General features: G+C 71.6%; 7 protein-coding genes. 6 read left to right on the forward strand and 1 reads right to left on the reverse strand.

Annotated elements, in window-relative coordinates:
• The first annotated feature begins 11 nt into the window (after positions 1–11).
• From ACFWRT_RS22175 to ACFWRT_RS22195, 5 genes are all read left to right on the forward strand, one after another.
• A complete protein-coding gene (locus ACFWRT_RS22175) occupies positions 12–4547 on the forward strand; it encodes a beta-ketoacyl synthase N-terminal-like domain-containing protein (protein ID WP_380949323.1) in 4536 nt (1511 codons plus the stop codon).
• The gene (locus ACFWRT_RS22180; RefSeq protein ID WP_380949324.1) at positions 4540–13026 is read left to right on the forward strand and encodes a type I polyketide synthase; all 8487 of its coding nucleotides are present in this window, start codon (positions 4540–4542) and stop codon (positions 13024–13026) included. Before ACFWRT_RS22175 ends, ACFWRT_RS22180 begins: the two co-directional genes overlap by 8 nt.
• Positions 13023–14087, forward strand: a complete 1065-nt coding sequence (locus ACFWRT_RS22185) for a ketoacyl-ACP synthase III family protein (RefSeq protein WP_380949325.1) — start codon at positions 13023–13025, stop codon at positions 14085–14087. Before ACFWRT_RS22180 ends, ACFWRT_RS22185 begins: the two co-directional genes overlap by 4 nt.
• Positions 14087–15418 (forward strand): ACP S-malonyltransferase, encoded by a 1332-nt coding sequence (gene fabD, locus ACFWRT_RS22190; RefSeq protein WP_380949326.1) that lies wholly within the window; start codon positions 14087–14089, stop codon positions 15416–15418. Before ACFWRT_RS22185 ends, fabD begins: the two co-directional genes overlap by 1 nt.
• A 217-nt stretch (positions 15419–15635) precedes the next feature.
• Complete coding sequence (locus ACFWRT_RS22195; protein WP_380949327.1) at positions 15636–18515, forward strand: tetratricopeptide repeat protein; 2880 nt, start codon at positions 15636–15638, stop codon at positions 18513–18515.
• 20 nt (positions 18516–18535) lie between these two features.
• Here the strand turns inward: ACFWRT_RS22195 and ACFWRT_RS22200 are convergent, their stop codons facing one another.
• A complete protein-coding gene (locus ACFWRT_RS22200) occupies positions 18536–19474 on the reverse strand; it encodes a TIR domain-containing protein (protein WP_380949328.1) in 939 nt (312 codons plus the stop codon).
• A gap of 135 nt (positions 19475–19609) precedes the next feature.
• Here ACFWRT_RS22200 and ACFWRT_RS22205 point away from each other — a divergent pair, with 135 nt between their 5' ends.
• Positions 19610–21724, forward strand: a complete 2115-nt coding sequence (locus ACFWRT_RS22205) for a tetratricopeptide repeat protein (RefSeq protein ID WP_380949329.1) — start codon at positions 19610–19612, stop codon at positions 21722–21724.
• Positions 21725–21768 lie beyond the last annotated feature (44 nt).

Below are 21768 nucleotides of genomic sequence, written 5' to 3' on the forward strand. Positions count from 1 at the left end.
AGGGACTGATCATGAAACAGTTGCTGCTCGACTTTCTCTGGTCCCATCTGCGCACGCTCGGCGCGTTTCGTATGTCGGGGCAGACTCCGCAGGCCGCACGGGAGTCGGCGGGCCTCGCGCCGGGGTACGAAGCCTGGTTCGACGAGTGTCTGCGCGTCTTCGAGGAGGCCGGCTACCTCGATCGGCGGGACGGCGTGATCCTGCTCGACGAGGCCACGCCGTACCGGCCGATCGAGCAGCTATGGCGCGCGTGGGAGACGGAAAGGCCCACGTGGCAGGAGAACCCCGACCTCGCGGCCACCCACCTCCTGGTGGAGACCACCTTGCGTGCCTTCCCCGAGATTCTCACCGGACGGCGGCCGGCCACGGAGGTCATCTTCCCCGGCGGATCGCTGGAGCTGGTGCAGAACGCCTATGCGACCAATCCGGCGTCGGCGTTCTTCAACCAGGTGCTGGCCGCCGATCTGGTGGCGCGGCTGCGACGGCGACAGCGGGTACGAGGCCGGGCGGCGGACGGCGCGCGCATCCTGGAGATCGGCGCCGGCACGGGTGCCACGAGCGCCGTCGTCCTGGAGGCGCTGCGGTCCGCCCGGCTGGACGTCCGCGAGTACCGCTACACCGACATATCAAGGGCCTTCCTGAACCACGCGGAGCGCTCGTTCGGCGCGGCGAATCCTTCGCTGACCTGCGGAATCCTGGACATCGAGCGCCCGGTGGCGGATCAGGGCCCGACCTTCGGCGGGTACGACGCCGTGGTCGCCGCCAACGTCCTGCACGCCACCCGGGACATCCGCCACACCCTGCGCAACGCCAAGGCGCTCCTCCGGCCCGGCGGACTGCTGGTCCTGAACGAGCTGACCGCGAACAACCTGCTCAGCCAGTTCTCGTTCGGCCTCCTCGACGGATGGTGGCGCTACGAGGACCCGCACCTGCGGATCCAGGGCAGCCCGCTGCTCTCCACGGCCGACTGGCGGTACGTCCTGACACAGGAGGGGTTCCGCGCGATCACTCTGCCCGCGCAGGACGCCGAGGACCTGGGACAGCAGATCATCGTGGCCGAGAGCGACGGCGTCATCCGGCAGCCGGCGGCCGTAGCGCGCCCGTCCGCGCCGGACGCGGTGCCGGTGCGTGAGAGTGCGGCGCGGGCCGTGGCCGATCCCAGCGCCGGGAGCGAGCCCGGAGACCGGCTGCGCGTCCACGTCGAGTCCGTCGCCCTCGATGTGCTGGCTGAGGCACTGGACATCCCGCGGACGAGAATCGCGCGGGACGAGCCCTTCTCGAACTACGGCCTCGATTCGATCTTCGCGGTGAACGTGGCCCGGACCCTGGGCGGGACGCTCGGGGTCGACCTCGACATCACGGTGCTGTTCGAGCACAACACCCTGGCGGAGCTGGGCGAGTTCATCGCCTCGGAGTACGCCGAGGAGCTGCGGGACGCGGTTCCGCCGGAGCCCGCACCACCGGACCGGGCGCCCGAACGGGCGCAACCTCGACCTCAGTCTGATCCTCGACCTCAGGTTGAGACTCAACCTCAGCCTGAGTCCGACGAGGCCGCGCTCGACGGCATGGCGATCGTCGGCATGTCCGCACGCTTCCCCGGGGCCGACGACATCGACGCGTTCTGGCGGATCGTCGAGCACGGCGGACGGTGCATCACCGCACCGCCGGAGAAGCGTGCGGACTGGGCGTCGTACCACGGCGACGAGGCAGCCGCACTGCGGGGCGGATTCCTCGACGGTGTGCATGAATTCGACCCTCTCTTCTTCCGTATGTCGGTGACCGAGGCACGCCAGGTGACGCCGGAACTGCGCCTGCTGCTGATGGCGTCGTGGAACGCCGTCGAGGACGCGGGCTATCGGCCGGCCGAGCTGCGGAACCGGCCCACGGGGGTGTTCGTCGCCACGACGCAGAGCGAGTACCGGCCCGCGGCCATGGACCTGATGAGCCTGCCGTCGCCCGCGATGGTGCCCAACCGGATCTCGTACCTGCTCGACCTGACCGGCCCCAGCGAGCAGTGCGACACGACGTGCTCGTCCTCGTTCGTGGCCCTGCACCGGGCGATCCGGTCCATCCGCGACGGCGAGTGCGAGCAGGCGCTCGTCGGCGGGGTGAACCTGGTGATGTCGCCCGCGGGTTTCGGCGGGATGCGGGCCGCGGGGATGCTCAGCCCGAGCGGCGACGTCCGGCCGTTCCAGGAGGGTGCCGACGGTACGGCGCGCAGCGAGGGCGTCGCCGCCGTACTGGTCAAGCCACTACGCCGGGCCCTGGAGGACGGGGACTTCGTCCACTGCGTCGTGCGCGGTACGGGCGTCGCCCACGGTGGCCGGGGCGTGTCCTTCACGGCACCGAACATCCGGGGCATGAAGACAGCCGCCGCGCACGCCTACGCCGACGCCGCGATCGATCCGGGCGCCGTGGACTACATCGAGACCCACGGCATGAGCTCGATGCTGGCGGACAGCGCGGAGCTGGCGGCGCTCGGTGCCGGGCTCCGTAGCGAGGACGACAGCGAGGACGACAGCGAGGACGTGACGTATCTGGGCAGCGTGAAGCCCTGCATCGGACACACGGAGGTGGTCTCCGGCCTGGCCGCCCTGGTGAAGACCGCGCAGGCGATGCGGCACGGCGTGATCCCGGCGCTCCCGGGCTTCGGGAAGCTGCACCCCGACCTCTCCCTCAAGGGGACGCGGCTGCGCATCGCCGAGCGGAACCTGCCATGGCCCGAGCGCACCGACGACGCCGGCCGGCCGCTGCCGCGCCGCGCGGGCATGCACAGCTTCGGGATCGGCGGTGTGAACGCGCATGTCGTGCTGGAGCAGCACATCGCCCCCGCGCACCCGGCCGAGGACCCGGGCCCGCAGGTCCTCGTACTCTCGGCGCGGAACGTCGACGCTCTGCGCGAGCGGGCGCGCCGGCTGACGCGTCGGCTCGACGACGCGGATCCGCGCTCCTGGGCGGACATCGCGTACACGTCGCAGGTCGGCCGGGAAGCGATGAGCTGCCGGCTGGCGTTCGTCGCGCGGAGCACGGACGAGGCCGCTCGCCTGCTGGGCGGTTGGCTCGACGGCGACCCGGACACGCTCGCCCGTGTGGCGTTCGCCGACGGCGTCGATCCCGCTGCCCGCACCGGGCACGACGGGAAGCCGACGCGGCTCGACGACGTGGCGGAACACTGGGTCGCGGGCGCGTCCATCGACTGGGGCCTGCTGCATCGCGGGGCTCGACGCAGGCGGATCCGCCTGCCCGGATATCCCTTCGCACGGCTGACGTGTTTCGCCGAGCAGGCGCCGCCATCGGATCAGGCCGCGCACACCGGCGATGGCTCTCCTGGCGGTGCGGGCGGTGCGGGCGGTGCGGGCGGTGCGGGCGGAGTGGACGCCGAGGACCGCGAAGCCTTCGTCGCCGACCTCGTCGCCTCGGTGCTGGGCATGCCGCGCCACGACATCGACGGCACGAGGTCGCTCGCCGACTACGGTCTCAACTCCCTGCTCCTGGTCGCGATGCTGGGCCGGATCAGCAGTGTGTTCCCGGGATTCCGGCCCGAATGGTGGCAGCCGCACGACACGTTGAACGACGTGGTCGCGAGGCTGTCCGAGGCGCAGGCCCGCTCCACGCGCGTGCCGCCCCCCGAGCTGGTGCGCCTCAACGGCGCGACCGAGGGCAGGCCGGTGTTCTGGATCCACGGCGCCTTGGCCGGCGTCGAGTCCTACCGCACGATCGCCGAGCGGATCGACCGCCCGTTCTACGGCATCCAAGCGCGCGGCCTGCTGACCGAGGACGCGCCGATCGAGGGCGTCACGGCCATGGCCGCGTACTACACCGAGGTCATCCGCTCGGTGCAGTCAGAGGGACCGTACGACGTCGGCGGGTTCTGCCTCGGCGGCATCGTCGCCTACGAGGTGACGCGACTGCTCCAGGAGCAGGGCCAGGACGTGGTCTCGCTGACGATGGTGGACTCGCCCGACGAGACCGGCCTGGCGAAGGCGAACGCGAACGGGTTCCAGTCGGCCCGGAGCGCGGCCCTCCAGGTCGTCAACTCCCTGCTCTGGCCGGCGGGGGAGAAGGACCCGGCGGTCCTGCGCACCCGGCTCGTCCACCGGGACGCGATCGCGGAAGACCTGGACGAGGACGCGTTCGTCCTGCGGCTCGCGGAGCTGGCGGCCGAGCGCGGCCTCGCCATGAGACCTGACCGGACCGCGCGGTTCGTCGGACGCAACATGGCGATCCAGCTCGCCTACCGGCTCGGCGAACACACCATCAGGCCACTGCCGCGGCCGGAAGCCGTGGCGTGCACCTATTTCCGCAACCGGAGCGGGCTCTTCCTGGGTGAGGTCGAACCCTACTTCCAGCTCGCCGGCGAGACCTTTTCCCTCGATCACGTGAACTACCGGCAGGACTGGGAGCGCGAGCTGCCGGGCCTCCGCCTGGTGGAGATCGACGCCGCGAACCACATGACCATCCTGAACGACGCGGAGCCGCTCGCCGCGATCGAGGAGACCTGCCTGGCGCTCTACGCGCCCGACGAGATCGGGGCTACCCGTGGCTGACCGGACCGCCGCCCAGACGTACGGCCGCCACGAGCCGGTGGCGATCGTCGGCATCGGCTGCCGACTGCCGGCCCGGATCGAGGACCCCACCGCACTCTGGCAGGCCCTGCTCGACGGTGTCGACGCGGTGCGTCAGGTGCCGGCCGACCGGTGGAACGCCGCCGCCTGGGCCGCCGCGGAGGCGTCCGGCGGGGCGGCGAACCGCCGCGGTGGATTCCTCGACGACGTCACGGGATTCGACGCCGAGCACTTCTCCATCCCACCGGCCGAGGCCCGGCAGATGGACCCGCAGCAGCGGATCGCCCTGGAGGTGGCGTGCGCCGCCGTCGAGGACGCCCGGCGTTCCACCGCGAGTCTCGCGGGCACCCGCACCGGCGTCTTCATGGGCGCGATGTGGCAGGAGTACCCGCTGTTCACGCAGGGCGCCGCCGAGGCGATCCACGCCCACTCGGCCATCGGCTGGGACAACTCGGTGATCCCGTCCCGCATCGCGTACGCGCTGGGGCTGCGCGGCCCGGCGATGGGCGTGGCGACCGCGTCGAGCTCCTCCCTGGTCGCGGTGCACCTCGCCGTGCAGAGCCTGCGCTCCGGCGAGTCGGACTACGCACTGGCCGGCGGCGTCAACCTGATGCTGCATCCGAACACCTCGGTGGCCCTGACGAAACTCGGCACGCAGAGCCCCGCCGGACTGTCCCGGGCCTTCGACGCCGACGGCGACGGCTACGCCCGGGGCGAGGGCTGCGCGGTGGTCGTGCTGCGCCGGCTGTCCGACGCGCTCGCCGACGGCGACCGCGTCTACGCACTGGTGCACGGCAGCGCCGTCAACAACGACGGCGCGACGGACGGACTGACCGCCCCCGGCCGCGAGGCGCAGACGGAGGTGCTGCGGTCCGCGTGGGAGAACGCCGGCGTCGCGCCGAAGGCGGTGTCGTACGTCGAGGCGCACGGCACGGGTACCCCCCTGGGCGACGTGACGGAGGCGGGCGCGCTCGGCACCGTGTTCGGGCCCGGCCGGCCCGCGCCGCTGCGCATCGGCTCGGCGAAGACGAACTTCGGCCATCTGGAGCCGGCGGCCGGGGTGCTCGGGCTCGTCAAGGCCGCGCTGGCGGTGCACCACGGCGTCCTTCCGCCGAGCCTGCACTTCCGCACACCCAACCCGCGCGTCGATTTCTCCGCCGAACGTCTGGAAGTGGTCACCGAGGCGACCGCGTGGCCGGCCGGGCCGCGGTTCGCGGGGGTGAGCAGCTTCGGATACGGCGGCACCAACGCCCATGTCGCCCTCGGCGAGGCACCCGAGGACGCGCCGGTACAGGCCACACCGGATGCGGGCGGTCCGGTCTGCCTGGCGGTGTCCGGCACGGGCCCGCACGCGCTCGCGCGCAACGCCGCACGGCTGGCGAGCCACCTCGGGCAGTCGCCCGGGACGAGGCTGTCCGACGTCGCCCACTCGTTGGCGACGACCCGCACACACCACCCCACGCGCGGTGTGGTGATCGCCGGCACGACGGACGAGGCGGTCGCCGGTCTGCGAGCGCTCGCCGCGGACGAGAGCCACGACGCGGTGGTGACGGGCGAGGCCACCGAGCGCGGCCGCGTCGCGTTCGTCTTCCCCGGCCAGGGCGCCCAGTGGTGGGGGATGGGCCGGGCGCTGTGGGAGCAGAACGACGCGTTCCGCGAGGCCGTGACGGCGTGCGACGAGGCTCTCGCCCCGCACACCGGGTTCTCGGTCGCCGCAGTGATACGGGGACAGGACGGCATCGCGCCGCCCTTCACCCGTACGGACGTGGTGCAGCCGGCGCTGTTCGCGATGTACGTCGGTCTCGCCGCGATGTGGCGCGCCTGGGGCGTCGAGCCGGCGGCGGTCGTCGGCCACAGCCAGGGTGAGGTGGCCGCGGCGGTCGTCAGCGGGGCGCTGAGCCTGGCCGACGGCGCCCGCATCGTGGCCTTGCGCGCCCGGGCCGTGCACGAGCATGCGCCGGACGGGGCGATGGGACTCGTGGAGCGCCCGGTCGCCGAAGTCACCGAGCAACTGGCGGCCTACGGGGATGCGTTGTCCGTCGCGGTGGTGAACACCGCGCGCTCGACCGTCGTGGCCGGAGACGCCGAGGCGCTGGACCGCTTCCTCGCGCAGATGGAGGCCACCGGCGCGTACTGCCAGCGCGTGGACGTGGACTACGCGTCGCACAGCCCGCACATGGACGCGCTGCTGCCCGCGCTGCGCGAGCAGCTCACGGGCCTTGCCCCCGAGGATCCGGGGATCGCCTTCTATTCGAGCGTGACGGGGGAGCGGGCATCCGGGCCGGAGCTCGGCGCGGACTACTGGTGCCGCAACCTGCGCGAGCCGGTGCGGTTCGATCGCGCGCTGGAACGCCTGCGGGCGGACGGGTTCGGCACCTTCGTCGAGGTGAGTCCGCATCCGGTGCTCCAGATAGCCCTGGCGCAGGGCACCGAAGCCGACGGTACGGCCGTCGTGGTGGGCAGCCTGCGCCGCGATCGCGGCGGGCTCGAACAGCCGCTGCGGGCGCTGGCGGAGCTGCACGCCCAAGGGGTCCCGATCCCCTGGCAGCGGGTGTTCCCGGCCTCGGACACGCGCAGGGCGGACCTTCCGACGTACGCGTTCGAACGCCGCCGCTACTGGCTGGACGAACACGACGACGCGACACCGGCCGCCAGCAGCGCTTCGTGGCGCGAGGACGTGATGGCACTGCCCGAACCCGAGCGTCCGGGATCGCTGGTCGCGCTCGTCACGGAGGAGGCCGCGGCCCTGCTCGGGCGGCCCGCCGAAGGTATGCGCCCCGACCTGACGCTGCGCGAACAGGGTTTCGACTCCCTCATGGTGGTCGAGCTGCGCAACCGGCTCAGCGCACGGACCCGGGTCCCGCTGCCCACCGTGCTCGCCTTCGACTACCCCACACCGCAAGCCATCGCGGCACTGCTGCTGACGCACGCCGATACCCAGGACCGGCAGGACCCGCAGGACCCGCAAGGCCCGCAGGACCCGCAAGGCCCGCAGGACCAGGCCCCGGACGTCTCGCCCGCCGTCGCCGCGGAGTCCGTACGGCCCGACGATGACGACCCCGTCGTGATCGTGTCCATGGCCTGCCGGCTTCCCGACGGAATCGACACGCCCGAGGCGTTCTGGGAGCTGCTCGCCGATGGCCGCGAAGCCTCCTCCCCGTTCCCGCAGCGCTGGGACGGGTGGAACCTTGGCACGATCGAGGAGACGGAGCGCGCCGCCACCGGCAGGCGCTTCGAGCGCAAGGGCGGCTTCGTACGCGACGCCGAGGACTTCGACGCCGCCTTCTTCGGGCTCAGCCCGCGTGAGGCGCTGTCCCTGGACCCGCAGCAGCGGCTCGTCCTGGAAGTCGTATGGGAGGCGATCGAGCGGGCCAACCTGCGCACCGCGTCCCTCGAAGGCAGCAACACAGGCGTCTACCTCGGCGCGATGAGTTCGGACTACGACGTCGCCCGGCGCTGGGATGTCGACAGCAGCGACGGCTACAAGATCACCGGCAACGGGTCGAGCCTGATCTCCGGGCGGGTCTCCTACACCCTCGGTCTCTCCGGGCCTGCGCTCACCATCGACACCGCGTGCAGCTCGTCGCTGGTGGCCCTGCGCCTGGCGTGCGAGGCGCTGCGCAGCGGTGAATGCGACCTGGCGCTCGCCGGCGGAGTGACCGTGATGAGCACCCCGCAGATCTTCGTCGAGTTCAGCCGCCTGGGCGGGCTCGCGGCCGACGGCCGCTGCAAGAGCTTCGCCGACGACGCCGACGGGACGAGCTGGGCGGAAGGCTGCGGCGTCCTGGTGCTCAAGCGGCTCTCGGACGCGCGGCGCGACGGTGACCGGGTGCTGGCCGTCGTACGGGGCACCGCCATGAACCAGGACGGCCGAAGCCAGGGGCTCACCGCGCCGAACGGCCTCGCGCAGCAGCGTGTGGTCCGCAGTGCCCTGACCGACGGGGGACTGGCCCCGGCCGACATCGACGCCGTCGAAGCCCACGCCACGGGCACGGTGCTCGGCGACCCGATCGAGGCCGGCGCCCTCGCCGCGGTGTTCTCGGGCCGCGTACGACCCCTGCACCTGGGATCGGCCAAGTCCAACATCGGCCACGCCCAAGCGGCCTCCGGCGTCATCGGCGTCATCAAGATGGTGCTGGCGCTCCAGCACGAACTGCTGCCCCGTACGCTCCACGCGGAGAAGCCGAACACCCGGATCGACTGGACCGGCGGCGAACTGGAGCTTCTGCGGCAGCCGAGGAAGTGGCCGCGGACCCGGCGGGTGCGTCGCGCCGGCATCAGCTCCTTCGGTATCAGCGGCACGAACACGCACGTCATCATCGAAGAGGCACCGGAGGCACCGGAGACATCGGAGGCCGTCGTCGCGGACCGGCCCGACGACGATCTCGTCCACCCGCTGGTGATCTCTGGCACCGACGCGGCCGCCCTGCGTGCGCAGGCCCTGCACTGGGCCGAGTGGCTCGACGCGCGGCCCGCCGCGGCGATGCGGGACATCGCCTACACCTCCGCCGTCGGCCGTACGCACTTCGACGCGCGGGCCGTGGTCTTCGCGGGCAACGCCACGGATGGAGCCGAAGCCCTGCGGGCGGTCGAGCCCGGCTCCGGCGGCACGGCGCTGGGGGAGATCGCCTTCGTGTTCCGCGGCCAGGACGCGCAGCCGCCAGGGATGAGCCGTCAACTGTTGCAGCAGAGCGCGGTGTTCCGCGACACCGTGGCGGCGTGCGACGCGGCCCTTACGCCGTTGACCGGCTGGTCCCTGCTGAAGCTGCTGCGCGGCGAGGAGGACGAGAGCGGTCCGGATGTACTGCCGTGCACGCTGTTCGCGACGTACCTCGGACGTGCGGCGCTGTGGCGCAGTTGGGGCGTGGAGCCGACGGCGCTGGTGGTGGGCGACGTGGAGGGCGAGGTCGCCGCCGCCGTGGTGAGCGGGGCGTTGAGCATGGCGGACGGCGCCCGCGTCATCGCCTTTCGGGCTCGCGCGCGCTCGGGGGAGGCGGTCGGCGATGCGATGGCCGGGATCGTCCCTGCCCGGACCTCCCTCCCCGTCTATTCGGGCCTGACGGGCGAGGTCGTGCCGGGCCCGGAGCTCGGCGGCGACTCCTGGCTCCGCGACCTGCACGAGCAAGAGCAAGAGCACGAGCAAGAGCCGGAGCCGGAGCCCTTGGGGCTCGACCGCGCCCTGGAGCGGCTGCGCGGCGCGGGGATCGGAGCGTTCTTCGAGGTCGGCCCATCCTCCGAAGGCGGCTCGGGCGGCGTGGAGCAACTCTGGCGAGCGGCCGCCACGTTGTTCGAGCGGGGCTTCCCTCTGGACTGGGAGCGAATCCTCGGGTCCCGTGGCGCCGGCAAGGTCGACGTCCCGACGTACGCCTTCCAACGCCAACGCTTCTGGCTCGGCGAGGCTCCGGCCGGGCCCGCTGCGGTCACGGGTGGCCGGTCTGCGGCCGGCCACCCGTGGTTCGATGCGGTCACGACGCTCGCCGGCAGCGGCGGATACCTGTTCACCGGCCGCCTGTCGCTCGACGACGGCCCATGGCTGGCCGATCACGTCGTCGGCGGGCAGGTCTACGTGCCGGGCGCGGGGTTGATCGACGCCGCTCTGTTCGCCGCCCGGACCGCAGGTGCCGACGCCGTGGCGGACCTGACGCTCCTGGAGCCGGTCGTCCTCGTTCCGGGACATGCCCTGCGGGTCCAGGCCACCGTCGGCGATCCGGACGCGCACGGACGGCGCCCCTTCGCGTTCCACAGCCAACCCGAGGACACGGATGAGCCGCTGATCTGGCAGCAGCACGTGACCGGAGAGTGCGTGACCCGCACGTCCGCCGACGCCACCGTGCCGCCGGACCTCGACAACTGGCCGGTGCCCGATTCCCGAGCCCTGGACATCGAAGCGTTCTACGGACGCGCCCTCGCGAACGGGCTCGACTACGGCCCGGCTTTCCGGGGACTGCGCGAACTCGCCTGCCGCGACGGCGTCCTCTACGCGCGGGTATCCCTTCCGAGCGCGCTGGATCCGGGCGGCCACGGCCTGCATCCGGCGCTGTTCGACGCGGCACTGCAGGTCGTCGTCGCCGGTCTGATGGAGGCGGATGCGGCTCCCGGGCCGCTCGTCCCGTTCATCTGGTCGGACGTCGAACTGTTCCGTACCGCAGGCAGGGAACTGACCGTGCGCGTGTCGTTCGCGTCCGGCGGGGGCGAGAACCTCGCGCCGGCCACCGTATGGCTGGCCGACCCGGCGGGCCACCCCGTGGCCCGGATCGGCGGGCTGAAGTTCCAGCCCGGTCGACGCCGCGGACACCCGTTCGCCGAGCACCTCTACCGCGTCGGCTTCGAACCCGTACACCCCGAGGCCGCAACCCTCGACCCCGCGGGCACCCTCGTGGTCGGTGACGCGGAGGTGGGCGCGGGGCTCGGCGCCGATGCCGTACCCGACCTGGACGCCCTCGTGAAGCGGCTCGACGGCCGGCCGGATACGCCTCGACGACTGCTGTTCGCGCTGCCTGACTCCGCGTCCGCTCCGTTGTACGACGCCGAACGGAGCGCCGCCGACGTGCTGCGGGCGCTTCAGGTGTGCTTCGGCGACGCCCGGCTCCAGGGCGCGGAGCTCGTCTGGATCACCCGTGACGCGGTGGCGTCGCGCCCTGAGGATCAGGTGGGGAACTGGGCCCATGCCGCCGTGTGGGGCATGGTGCGCACAGCCCGCACGGAACAGCCTGAGCGCGTCCTGCGCCTGATCGATCTCGATCCCGGCACCCCGGACTTCCGGGTCCTGGCGCGCGTGATCGGGACCGGCGGCGAGCCGGAGTGTGTGCTGCGTGGCGCGACCGTCCACGTGCCACGAGCACGGCCGACCGTCGAGGAGGTCGACGCGCTCGTTCTGCCGGACGAAGGCGGCTGGCACCTGCATCAGCGGGAAGACGGCCGGCTGGATTTCATCGCCGCCGCGCACGAGGGCGCGCCGGAGCCGGTCGCGCCGGGGGAGGTCCGCGTCGAGGTGCGCGCCGCCGGGATGAGCCCGGAACAGGCACAGGCCCTGGAGTTCGCAGGGATCGCCGTGGAGATCGGCAGCGGCGTCACCTCCGTACGCGCGGGTGAACGGGTCGTGGTCAGTACGGCAGCCGCGCTCGGCAACCAGCTCCGCGTGGACGGTGCCACCCTCAGGCCGATCCCCGCCGGCCTCACCTTCGCCCAGGCCGCCGCCGGTCCGTCCGCCTCCGCCTCCGCCTCCGATCCGAGGCAGAACAAGGGGTCGTTCACCGCCTTTGACGTACGCGACGCGCCGTACGCCCTGCGCCCCGCGCAGCGGAACGCCGCGCACACGACCGTGCTGACCCTGCCACGCGCCCTCGACCCGGACGGCACGGTGCTGATCACCGGCGGTCTCGGCGAGCTCGGCAGCGCGCTCGCCCTGCACCTGGTCCGCGCGCACGGAGCACGGCGGCTCGTGCTGCTGTCGCGGCGCGGTGGCAACGCCCCCGAAGCCGACGCGTTCGTGCGGGAGCTCGAAGCGGCGGGCGCCGAGCGGGTGGACCTGGTCGCGGGCGACGTCGCGGACCGGGCCGCCGTGGCCGCGGTACTGGACGGGATCCACCCGGGCCATCCCCTGACGGCCGTGTTCCACCTCGCCGGAGTGCTCGACGACGGCCTGGTGGAGGGCTTCACCGCGGAACGGCTGCACAGGGTGATGGCACCCAAGGTCCAAGGCGCGCGCCTGCTGGACGAGTTGACCGAGCGGCTGGACCTGGCCGCGTTCGTCCTCTTCTCCTCGGCGGCGGGAACGCTGGGCACAGCCGGGCAGAGCGGGTACGCCGCGGCGAACGCGACGCTGGACGCCCTGGCGGCGAACCGGCGCAAGCGGGGCCTGGCAGGACTCAGCCTCGTCTTCGGGCTCTGGGAACAGGCCGGAGTGGGCATGACCGCCCACCTCGGCAAGGCCGAGCTGGGACGCCTGCGGCGTCAGGGGATCGGTGCCCTGACCTTGGCCGAGGGCCTGAACGCCCTGGACGTCGCCCTCGCGCGGCCCGAGACCCAGCTGATGTGCGTACGCCTGGAACTGGCATCGCTGCGCCACGCGCTCGGCGACGCGGAAGCGCCTCCCCTGCTGCGCAACCTGATGCGGCGCACAACGGAAGGACGCCGAGCCGAAGTTGCCGGGACCGCCGCATCGCTCGATACGCGGATGGCGGACGCCTCCGAGGCCGAACGGCCGGCCTTGCTGCTGGACCTCGTCCGCAGCGAGGTCGCCGACGTGCTCGGCCTGCCCGGACCCGACAGCGTGCCGGCCGACCGAGCACTGCGTTCTCTCGGGATCGACTCGCTCACCATGGTCCAGTTGCGCAAGCGCCTCGCCAAGCGGCTGGACACCACGCTGCCCGCCACCCTGGTGTTCGACTACCCGACCGCCGAGGCCATCGCCGGGCTCCTGCTCCACGAGGCCACCACCCTGAGAAGGAACGAGAAGTGAAGACAGAGGCCCTGTTCATCGCGGGTACCGCGACCTGCCTGCCCCCGGCGACCAAGGTCGAACAAGCCGTGGCCGACGGCCGGTTCGACGCCCAGGACGCCGAGGACACGCAGCTCGAATCGGTCTGCGAGGCCACGGACGAAGCTCCGCCCGAGATGGCGGTGGCCGCTGCCAGAGATGCCCTGGAACGGTCGGGTCACCGGGCCGAGGACATCGCGCTGCTGCTGCACGCCTGCGTTTACTTCCAGGGCCTTGAGCTCTACCCGACGGCTTCCTACATCCATCGCGAGGTCCTCGGAGACCATTCGGCGCTCGCCTTCGAGGTCAAGAACGCCTCCAACGGCTGCATGACCGCGCTGGACATCGCGGCGCGCTCCCTCAAGGCCACCGACGACGTGGCGGCGCTGGTGACCACCGCCGACAAGGTCAGCCGGCCGGCGATCGACCGCTGGAACAGCGACATCGGCATCGTCCCCGGCGACGGCGCGTCGGCGATGGTGCTCAGCAAGAGGTCCGGGTTCGCCCAGGTGCTGAGCACCTCCACGGTGTCGGATCCCACCCTGGAGCGCCTGCACCGCGGCGACGCGCCCTTCACACCTCACCACGACCCCACGCTCCCCATCGACCTGCGGCTGCGCAAACTGCAGTACCTGGGGGACGTGGAGCTGGACGAGTTCACCCGCCGGTTCCGGGCCGGCCTCAGCGACTGCGTCGACGGAGCCCTGCACGACGCGGACGTACGCCTGGGCGACATCGCCCGGTTCGTCGTCCCGCACTTCGGACGCACCGTCCTCCAGCGCGAGGTCCTCGCCGCACTCGACATCGACCTCGATCTCACGACCTGGTCCTGGGGCCGCACCGTCGGCCACCTCGGCGCGGGCGACCAGATCGCCGGACTCGACCACCTCGTGCGCGAGCGCGCCGTGGCCGTCGGCGACCTCTGCGTGCTGCTCGGCGTCGGCGCCGGCTTCACCTGGACGTGCGCCGTGGTCCGGATCACCGAGCTTCCCGCGTGGCCGACGCGGCCGGCCGGATCCGACCTCGGAGGCGGGCGGAGCTGATGCGCTGCTACGTGTTCCCGGGACAGGGCATCCAGAAGAAGGGGATGGGCCGCAACCTGTTCGGAAGGTTCCCCGACCTCCGTAGCCGCGCCGACGACCTGCTCGGCTACTCGATCGAGGAGCTCTGTCTGGAGAACCCGGACCGACGGCTGTCCGAGACCGTGTACGCGCAGCCCGCGATCTACGTCGTCAACGCGCTGCACTGGTCGGCGGCGCAGGAGTACGAGGATTTGCCACCCGCGGACTTCCTCGCGGGCCACAGTCTCGGGGAGTACAGCGCACTGTTCGCCGCCGGCGCCTTCGACTTCGAAGGCGGCCTGACGCTGGTGCGACGCCGTGCGGAACTGATGAGCCAGGTCGGCGGAGGCGGGATGGCCGCGGTCGTCGGCGCCTCCGAGCAGCTCGTCGAGGAGACCCTGAAGCAGCACGGTGCCACCGGCGTCGTCATCGCCAACTACAACGCGCCCGAACAGATCGTGCTCTCCGGCAGCCACGAGGAACTGGCGCGGATCAAACCGGTCTTCGAGAAGGTGCAGGGTGTCCGGGGCTTCATCCCGGTCCGCGTCAGCGGCCCCTTCCACTCGCCGGCGATGGCCCCGGCCGCCGCGCGCTTCCGCTCCCTGCTGGCCTCGGTCGACCTGGGCGAACTGCGGACACCGGTGATCTCCAACGTGACCGGCCGGCCGTTCGGCCCCGATGCGCAGGAGGTCCGCGAACTGCTCGCCGAGCAGATCGCCCAGCCCGTCCGCTGGACCGACTGCATCCGGTATCTGCGGGACGCGGGGGTGTCGGTCTTCACGGAGCTGAGCGAATCGAAGGTACTCACCTCGCTCATCGAACGGATCACCACCGCGCAGGAGCCCGCGCCCAAGCCCGCGCCCGCGCCCAAGCCCGCGCCCGATCCCCGCCGAGACCTGATCGAGCGCATCAGGCGCGAGATCCTCCAGCCGGAGATCGGCGACGAGGCGCTGAGCTTCGACGAGGACGCCTCGTTCCGGCAGCTCGGCCTGAACTCCATCATCTACGTGCGCCTGGCCCGCCGGGCCGGGACGGTCCTCGGCGTTCCGGTCAAGCCGGACGTCATCTTCCAGCACCGTTCCTGCGCGGCCCTGGCGGACCACCTCCTGACCCGCGACGACATCGCCCCAGCCACCGCCCCGGCCACCGCCTCAGCTACCGGCCAAGCCATCGCCCCAGCCGCAGCGCCCGAGACCCCACCCGCGCCGTTGCGGGAATACCAGGACGAACGGGTGACGGCCCTGCTGCACGACTGCGCGAACGGGACCCTCAGCGTGGACCGGACCATCGAGGCGATCCGCGCCCTGGCCTGACGAGCGCCGGATGGGACCTCCGATGCCGTGAACCCTGCTCGTGCCGCCGTTGCGCCGGATCCGAGGACCGGATGGGTCACATCCCCCTGTGGGGCTAGTGTGTTGAAGGACATCACATGGGGGGGGCGGACCGGCCGCGCCACGGCCGCCACCGGCCGGGTCCGTGCTCCGAGACCCTGTTCGGCTCCGGTCGGGGCGTGATCGAGGTGGGTGGACGATGAGCACGTACGATGTATTCCTCTCGTTCGGCGGCCACGACAGGGCCAGGGCCGAGCGCATCGCCAAGGCTCTGCGGGACAGGAAACTGACCGTCTTCCTCGACGAGGACATCGGCATCGGCCAGGGCGTCACCCAGACCATCCAACAGGCACTGGCCTCGTCCCGGACGCTTCTCGTCCACTACTCGGCGGGCTACCCCAGCCGCTACGCGTGCCAGTACGAGCTGACAGCCGCGCTCCTGGCAGGCCAGCGGGATGCCGACCCGGCCGGTCGTATCGTCGTGATGAACCCGGAGCCGACGGAGGAGCACCTGTTCCCCGTGGAACTGGCCGACGCCTCGTTCGCGCGCCCACCCGGATACGGGGACAAGGCCGCCCTCGCCGATCTGGAAGCCGCGATCCGACAGCGTCTCAGCTCCGTGAGGGGCACCATGGGCGACGCGGGGTTCAGCGAACGGCCGCGCTGGATCGCTGATCGGATGGCCGGCGCATACGGTTTCGTCGGCCGGTACCGCGAACAGTGGCAACTTCATACGCAACTGCGTCAGGGTGCCTACCCGTTGATCCGAGAGAGCACGGCCGGTCCTGTGACGGCGCTGCTCGGCGTGGCCGGTGCCGGCAAGTCCGCTCTCGCCGCCGCTTATGCCTGGCAGTTCGGCGCCGCCTACCCGGGGGGCATTCACTGGCTGAATCTGAGCGGCACCACCCCGTCCGACCTCTCCACCCGGTACGTCCAAGAGCTGCGCAAGGTCGCCCGCACCCTCCGACTCGGACCTGCCGCCGACCGGGCCGGCGCGGCGGAGCTGATCGCGGCCGTGTCCGATCATCTCTGCACCACCGCCCGGCCCGCCCTGTGGGTGGCCGACGATCTCCCGCCCGGTCTCGGCCGCGAGGAGATCGAAAGTCTGCTGCTCCCCGCCGCCCCGCTCGTGCACACCGTCCTGATCAGCCGTCAAGGCCCTTTCGCCGAGTCGATGCCCGTCGTGGAACTCGGCCCGATGAGTGGCGAGGACGCGCACCTCCTGCTGCGCGCACATCGCCCGGTGGGTGACGACGACGAGCGGCGGGCCCTCGACAGCCTGGTCGAGAGACTGGGCGGACACCCTCTGAGCCTGCGATTGGCCGGCCGCCGACTTCGGGACCGCCAGGGACTGAGCTCCCTGATCGACGACGTACGTCGGCTCATCGAGGACCCGACGGTCCTCGATGCCGCCACCAGCCTGGTACGCGGCAGTCTCGATCCGCTCACCGATCAGCAGCGGCTCATTCTGCAGATTGCCACGATGGGCGCGGGGGCACCCCTGCCCGCGCGGCTCGTCGCCGACGCGCTGACCGTCCTGGATCCCGGCGAGGGCGACCCCGGTGACGCGTTGGTGGACTTGCGCGAGCGCATGCTGGCCATCCGGATCGAGGATCGCTGGGAGGTCCACGCCATCGTCCGGGAAGCCGCGCAGCGCTACCTTCCACACGTCGTTCCGGAATCCGATCTCGTGCGGCTCATGGCGTCGGTGCTGCTGCGACGTGCCGATGACGGCATCGAGCCCGACCGGCTCATGCCCTACGCCGCCGGACTCGTCCGCCACCCGGACGTCACGCCGGACGACGGCCGCGCGCTCCACCGCATGCTGAGCGTCTTCCACCAGGACCGCGGCGAGCCGGTCGAAGCAGCCCGGCACTGGGACCAGGCTCTCGCGTCCGGCACCCCGGCGCTCCCTGATCTCCTGGCGGCCGCTCGGGCTCACCTGGACGCGGGCCATTGCGAGCAGGCCGAGGAGTACGCCGACCGCGCGCGGAGAGCGGCAGCCCCCGGCGGCCCGAGCGAGTTGTCCGCCGTGGGTTTGTCGGCCCAGGCCCTTGACGCACTCGGTCGCCCCGAGGCGGCGAACCCCCACTGGGAGACGGTACGGGCCACCTTCGCCTCGTCCGGCGGTACCGCGCGCCCCGGCATGCGCACGGCGGAGAATGCCCCCGGCTTCGACCAGGCCCGGGTCGAACTGCAACTCGGCTACGTGAAGAGCCGTCGGCTCCGCGGCGACATGGGCGTGGCCCTGAAGCATGCCGAGGACCTCGTGGACCTCCTCGGCCGTCGGCCTCCGGAACTCGCGGGGCACCACCTGCAGGCCGCCCGGATCGAGCTGGCCATCCTCCAACTGTCCACGAATGCCCAGCGCGAGGCCCGGCAGACGGCCGAGGCCGTCCAGCGCTGGTATCACGAGCGAGGGCCGCACACCCACATGAACGCCGTGCTGGCCCAAACCGTCCTGGCACAGGCCTGGTTGACCCTGCATCTGCTGGAGCTCCACCCGGATCCGGCGAACTGGCGGGAGGCCGCGGAGACCCTGGGCCGGCTGGCGCATCAGCTGAGCCGAAGTCACGGGCCGCTGAACGAACGCACGCTGAGCACCAGCGTGGAGTACGGCAACGCACTCCTGTGCCTCGGCCGCTCCCGAGAGGCGCAGGAGCACCTGACGGACACGGTCTCCCGGCTCGACCGGCGTCACGGCGACCGGCATCCGCTGGCCCTGCGTGCCCGACTCCTGCTGGCCCGGTCATACGGTCAGCAGGGCGACTACGCCACGGCGAAGGGGCTGAGCGAGCACGCCTACACCGGGCTCGTGGCCACGCTGGGGCCCTGCCACCCCGACACGCTCCACGCTCAGTACGACCTCGGTCTGGCGTTGGTGCTCACCGGGTCACAGGGCCAGGGGCTTCGCCTGCTGTCCGCCGTGCGCCGTACCTCGCCGTCGAGTATGGGACGTAAGAACGACCTGTACGCACAGAGCGTGGTGGCCACGGCCCTGGGGGTGCTGCCCAGCAAGGTGTGGCGGCTCGCCGAGCGCCTGGTTCACGGCCGGTCCCGTTCCGGAGGAACGCCGTAGCGGAGCGGATCGGTGAACATTCAGGAATCGTGCGCGAGTTGTTCCACCTGATCAACGACACGGTCCCACAACGCCTCGAACAGTTCCTCCTTGGAGAAGGACCTGCTGCCAGGGCCGCGTCCGAACACCGACAAGTCGTTCATCTCCAGCCTGGAGGTACCGGTGGTGCGGTCGAAGACCGGTGAGGCGGTGCCGTTGCTCGCGTTGCGGCCCAGCGGCAGGCGGGTGCCGACGACGAAGTTGAGCACGTCGTCCCGCCCCATTCCTCCGAGCTGGATGTCCATCGCGTACAGGATCCTGCCACGCTGCTCGACGCGCACCCGAAGCTCCGATTCGGAGTTGCGAACCGTGCAGACATACCCCGCCTCCGACATTCTCGGGGCCGCCCTCTTGAACCGCTCGGTGAGATGACGAAACGCGGACTCGAGCTGCGCGTAGGTGCTGAAGGACTGAGGGGGCGTCGCGGGAATCCGCAGAACCCCTGCCGCCCCGCCGTTCCGCGACGACGTCCCCGCCTGAGGCATGGGGGCCGTACCGGTGACTCTTTGGTGGAAGGCACCCGCCAGCTCACGCGGGGTGAAGTCCTCCAGCCGGAGAGTTCCGACGGCGGGGGAGAGGAACTCCGGCGGCACGGCCACATCCCCGACCAGCACCGGCAGGATGTAGTCGTCCGGCTTGGCCAGGGCAGGCACCAGCATGGTTCTGAACTCGTCCATCGGATAGGGCTTCGCCAGGTACTCGCGCGACAGGAAAGGCGCGACGTACCGTGCCCGCTCCCCGCCGTAGGCCCTGCGCAATCCCGTGATGAGATTGCGGCCCCACAACTCGATGGAGAGATCGCGGTCGTACAGCACCGACAGGCCCAACTCCGCACAGTGCGCGACGACCTGTTCGACGTAGTCGCGCTGTTCGCCGGCGAACGAGACGGCGAGATCGTAGACATCGTTCGGCTCTCCCATGCGGTGAGTTTATGATGCCCGCGACCGAGGTGTGGTGTGCGTCCGGGAAGGGGAGAAACACTCCGCCGGACGGTGTCCCGGTCTCGCGTTCGACGTCTGATCCCTGTCTGTCGAAGGAGAGAGAAGAACTCATCGATGTCCCGCACCGACAACAGCATCAGCGAGGGGACGTTCCTGGGGCCGGTGATCCAGGCCGGCAGCGTCACCGTGCACCTGCCGCCGGGGCCCGCGCCTCATCTCGGGATCCCTTCCGTGCCGTCGGCCGTCTTCGTCGGCCGCGACCACGAGCTGCGGGTCCTGTCCGACACGCTCGGTCCGGACGGTACGGACCGTTCACGCCCCCGCGTCGCGCTGGTGACCGGCCCCGCGGGGGTCGGCAAGAGCGAACTCCTGCTCCAGGCCGCTGACGTGGCCGTCGGCCGTGGCTGGTATCCCGGCGGCGTGCTCTCGATCGATCTGCAGGGGTATGCGTCGGGTCTGGCGCCGCTCACGGCCGGGGCGGCGCTGGGCCGCCTGCTGCACCGGCTGGGCCTGCCGCTCGACGCGATACCCGAGCATGTGGAGGACCGCGCGGCGGTCTACCGCGAGTGTCTCAGGAACCGCGAGGTGCTCGTCATCCTCGACAACACCCGCGACAGCGCGCAGGTCCACCCGCTTCTGCCGCCCCAGGGCAGCTCGGCCCTGGTCTCCAGTCGCCACCGGCTGCCCGCCCTGGACGACGCCCGTCGGCTGCTGCTCTCCCCCCTGTCGTCGGAAGCCTCCTGCGAGCTTTTCCAGCTGGCGGCTCGACCCCATACCGAGACGGACACCGACAGAACCGCCGCCCGGTCGTACGCGCAGCGGATCGCGGCTCACTGCGGAGGGCTGCCCCTCGCCCTGCGGGTCGCGGCCGCGCGAGTACGGGGAGAAGCGCCCGAACTCCTCGCGGAGCTCGCGGCATGGCTTGACGACGACCGGAAGAGGCTGGTGGAACTGGATGATGGTGAGCGCACCGTCGTCGCCTCGTTCCGGGCCTCGTACGACACTTTGGACGAGGAACAACGGCTGCTGTTCGCCCTGTGCGGTCTGCACCCCGGGCCCCGGGTCAGCTCCCACGCCGTCGCGGCGCTGGCGGACCTGCCCCTGAGCGCCGTCCGGCGCCTGATGCGGTTCCTGTGCAACGCTCACCTGGTCGAGACGGACGGTGCCGGCCATTACAAGCTGCACGATCTCATCCATGTCTACGCCCGCGAACGGGCGCACGAGGACCTGCCCGCGGAGGTCACCCGCGCGGCCCTGGACAGGCTGATCGACTGCTACCTGTACACCGCAGACCACGCGGATCAAGCCGTGGCACCAGGGCGCTACCGCCTGCCCCACACGGTGGACCGGTCACCGCACAGCATCGCCGATGTCGCCGACCAAGCCGCCGCACTCGCCTGGTTCGCCGACGAACTGCCCCAACTCACCGCTCTGCTCCGGACGGCGGCCACCACCTCGAATCCCTCGCGATGCTGGATCATGGCCGATGCGATGCGGGGCTTCTTCTTCCACGTGAAGGCATGGGAGAGCTGGCTGGAGACGCTCCAGGTCTCGCTCGACGCGGCGACGGACGCCGGTGAACTCCGGGTGCAGAGCATCCTCCACAACAGCATGGGGGTCGCGCTCCTCGAACAGGGCCGCTCGCAGGAGGCGGCGCACCACTACGAAGCGGCGAGGTCCGGGTTCGAGTCGGTCGGAGACCCGCACGGTGTGGCCACGGCGGTGGAGAACCGCGCCTGGATTCACCAGTACGCCGGGGACCATCTGGCGGCCCTGGCCGATCACCAGCAGGCACTGGAGGCCTACCTCGGGCTAGGAGCCCGGCGCAACACGGCGATCGTCCAACGGGGCATGGCGACGGCCGAGAGAGAGCTCGGACGGTACGAGGACGCCGCGGCACATCTGACGCAGGCACTCGACGCGTTCATGGAACTCCGCCTGGACCTCGACACCGTCATGGCTCTGAACGGCTTGGGCGAGGTCTATGCCAAGGCCGGGCGGGCCGAGCCGGCCAGGCGTCACTTCCTGGTGGCGTTGAGACGGAGCCGAGCATGCGGCAGCCTCTTCGAGGAGGCCCGAGCGCGCGACGGACTCGCGGGTCTGCTCGCGGCCGACGACCCCCGGCGCGCCGCGCACCACTGGAGGCGTGCGCTGTCGCATTACCAGACCCTGTCTTCTCCGAAAGCCGAGAAGGTCCGCTCCCGGCTCTCAGCACTGGAGCGGTCGTAGCCCGAGGCCGGGCCCCCGTGCCGCGTGGTGTCTCGGTCACCGGT

It is taken from the genome of Streptomyces cyaneofuscatus (assembly GCF_042718795.1).
GTDB lineage: Bacteria > Actinomycetota > Actinomycetes > Streptomycetales > Streptomycetaceae > Streptomyces > Streptomyces cyaneofuscatus_A.